General features: G+C 55.5%; 3 protein-coding genes. 2 read left to right on the top strand and 1 reads right to left on the bottom strand.

The window, feature by feature from the left end; translation table 11 throughout:
• Nucleotides 1-429: 429 nt before the first annotated feature.
• Together LPC22_RS08340 and LPC22_RS08335 are read left to right on the top strand one after the other, a co-directional pair.
• On the top strand, nt 430-843 hold the full coding sequence (locus LPC22_RS08340; protein ID WP_024628120.1) for a hypothetical protein: 414 nt from the start codon (nt 430-432) through the stop codon (nt 841-843).
• 22 nt (nt 844-865) lie between these two features.
• Entirely contained in the window at nt 866-1312 is a 447-nt protein-coding gene (locus tag LPC22_RS08335; protein WP_015022033.1) for a hypothetical protein, read from the top strand.
• A 135-nt stretch (nt 1313-1447) separates the two neighbouring features.
• Here the strand turns inward: LPC22_RS08335 and LPC22_RS08330 are convergent, their stop codons facing one another.
• On the bottom strand, nt 1448-2008 hold the full coding sequence (locus LPC22_RS08330; RefSeq protein WP_015022034.1) for a hypothetical protein: 561 nt from the start codon (nt 2006-2008) through the stop codon (nt 1448-1450).
• Between the last annotated feature and the right edge of the window lie 132 nt (nt 2009-2140).

Below are 2140 nucleotides of genomic sequence, written 5' to 3'. Positions count from 1 at the left end.
GATCTGGTTCTCATTCCCCAATCGAACAGGAACGGGCACCCCTGCAAGACCCCTATTAACAACCCGACCTATTAACAACCACCCAACACGCTTACAGCCACAAGGCCAAACCCCCAACATAAACAACGCGTTTAGTTCCTATAGCCCTATAATGGTGTAACGGTGGTGCTACTGTCACCGTTGATGTAATAACTCAAGAATGATAGTTAGGCCTATCTATCAGTGCAGTATTCCAGTTTTAGCTGGGTTGTCAGAGGTGCCATGGCTGACACCGCTGACTTCGTTATTGGTTATCAAGGATGAATTGACTCAACAAACGGAAAGGGGCTTATGATGAAAGCTCTGAACACTATCAAAAGTAGGTTGCTCGCCAGCGTTGCTGTTCCACTTGCGCTGTCTATGGGAGTCGCCATGGTTCCCAGTTAGGCGATGGCTGCAGAGCCTGTGGATACCGCTTCGACATCTATCGTGAGTCAAGTCACCGATTCGCTGACTCCGAGGGATGTGCTGGAGATAGCGGATACCGCATGGGAAAACGGTGATTATGAAGGTGCTGGCATCCTGACCGAGTATGCATTCTCGATGCATGATGGCACTGCCGGTAATGGCTTCCAATCGAGGAATTGGGCTACGACGATCGCCAAGAAAGCTGTCATTAAGCTTCTGCGCTGGGGAGGTTCCAAGCTTCCTGCCAAGATTGCTCCGTGGGCCGGTCGGATTGCAGACTTCCTGGAAGCCACCGGCGTCTGGACTCATGCCGCTATCGTCTCAGGTTTGATGCAGCTGGGCATCCCTTACGATATTGCTGAATACACGGCGACATGGGTTGATTTGTTCCTCTGATTCATGGAGAGAGGGGTGAGCGATGAGTGACCGTGGACGATCAGACCATGTAACGGTTTCGGATGCGATTACCGGTGTTGGTTTTTTCGGAACTGTGTTGTTGGGTTTTGTCTTTCCTTTTGCGGTCGGCATTGGTGTCACTTATCGCTTGCTCCCTTTCGGTGGCGTTCGTTCCTGGGTGCATGGGTGGCGTGGGGTTTTGGGTACCATCGTTATCTTTCTGTTGTGGTTCTTTGGTACCTACATAACTGATGCGTTGGTGGATGTGTTGTTTAGCATGAGCAGTCACAAGGTCTTGAAGAAGCTTGTTAGCGAAGTTGTGAGTTTTGTGTTTCTCATGGGGTTGATGGCCTTGGCCTTCAGCAGGTGGGAAGCCATGGCGCTCTCATCTTTGATAACTGAGGTTCTCACCATTCTCATCTCCCTACTCGTCATTCATGCCGTTGATGCTGCAGACAAGCATGATTAATCTAAACAACGATCATTCCTAGGGAATGAAGCGGATTCGAGTGCCCCTTTTATGGGGCGGGAGAAACGCATCGGACGCGGAGAGGTCTCCTCCTTGGTTTGGGAGGAGACCTCTTCGGTTTGGTTGTGTGTGGTGTTAGTCGTCGGTGGGGTTGATGTTCTTACTGAGGGCCAGGGCGATGAGCGCTGCGAGGTTGTTGGTTCGGTCGAGGGTGAGGGCTTGGACCATGTATGAGCTGGCTTGGTCGGGGTCGCGGGCGGCCCAGGCCAGGTAGGCTCTGGAGGCGCTGAGGTGTGGGGTGGGGCCGACGGCGGCGGTGAGCTGGTCGAAGAGGTTGTAGGCTCTGTCGGCGCGTTCCTGGTTGACGGGGGTCCGGCCTTCGAAGCAGGTGGTGAGGCTGGTGAAGATGAGTTTGACGGCGGCGGGGTCGTGGGGTTGTTCGGTGATGGTGGTCAGGTCGTCTCGGGTGGTGTCGGGGTTGATGGCGGCGACCAGGAGCGCGTCGCGGTGCGGCAGTGAGGTTTCTATCAGCGCGGCCATGCGGGTGAGCCGGTCGTGTCCTATGGCTTCGGGCTGGTGGGTGCCGTCGAGTATGCGCATGATGCTGTCGAGGGCCTGTCGGCCTGCGGTGAGCATGAGTTGGGGGTCCTGGCTCAGTTGCTTGACGTCGTCCTGGAGGCTGGTTGTGGTGTTCATGGGTGTTCCTTTCCTTGGTGCCGGGACTGTTTGTGCCGACGCCTGGAATGGCGGCCCGGGTATAGCGGAGAGTCAAGCCCCCGCGTGGATCCGAACACTCCCCCGGAGGCCGAGGGGGCATGCTGTTCGGCC

This window comes from Bifidobacterium mizhiense, from assembly GCF_020884755.1.
GTDB lineage: Bacteria > Actinomycetota > Actinomycetes > Actinomycetales > Bifidobacteriaceae > Bombiscardovia > Bombiscardovia mizhiensis.
The sequence above is the reverse complement of the archived record's forward strand: the minus strand, read 5'-3'. Positions and strand labels throughout refer to the sequence as shown.

Coding starts and splice junctions, on each gene's coding strand:
- LPC22_RS08340 (WP_024628120.1), top strand. CDS start 430: ATGGCTGCAGAGCCTGTGGATACCGCTTCGACATCTATCGTGAGTCAA.
- LPC22_RS08335 (WP_015022033.1), top strand. CDS start 866: ATGAGTGACCGTGGACGATCAGACCATGTAACGGTTTCGGATGCGATT.
- LPC22_RS08330 (WP_015022034.1), bottom strand. CDS start 2,008: ATGAACACCACAACCAGCCTCCAGGACGACGTCAAGCAACTGAGCCAG.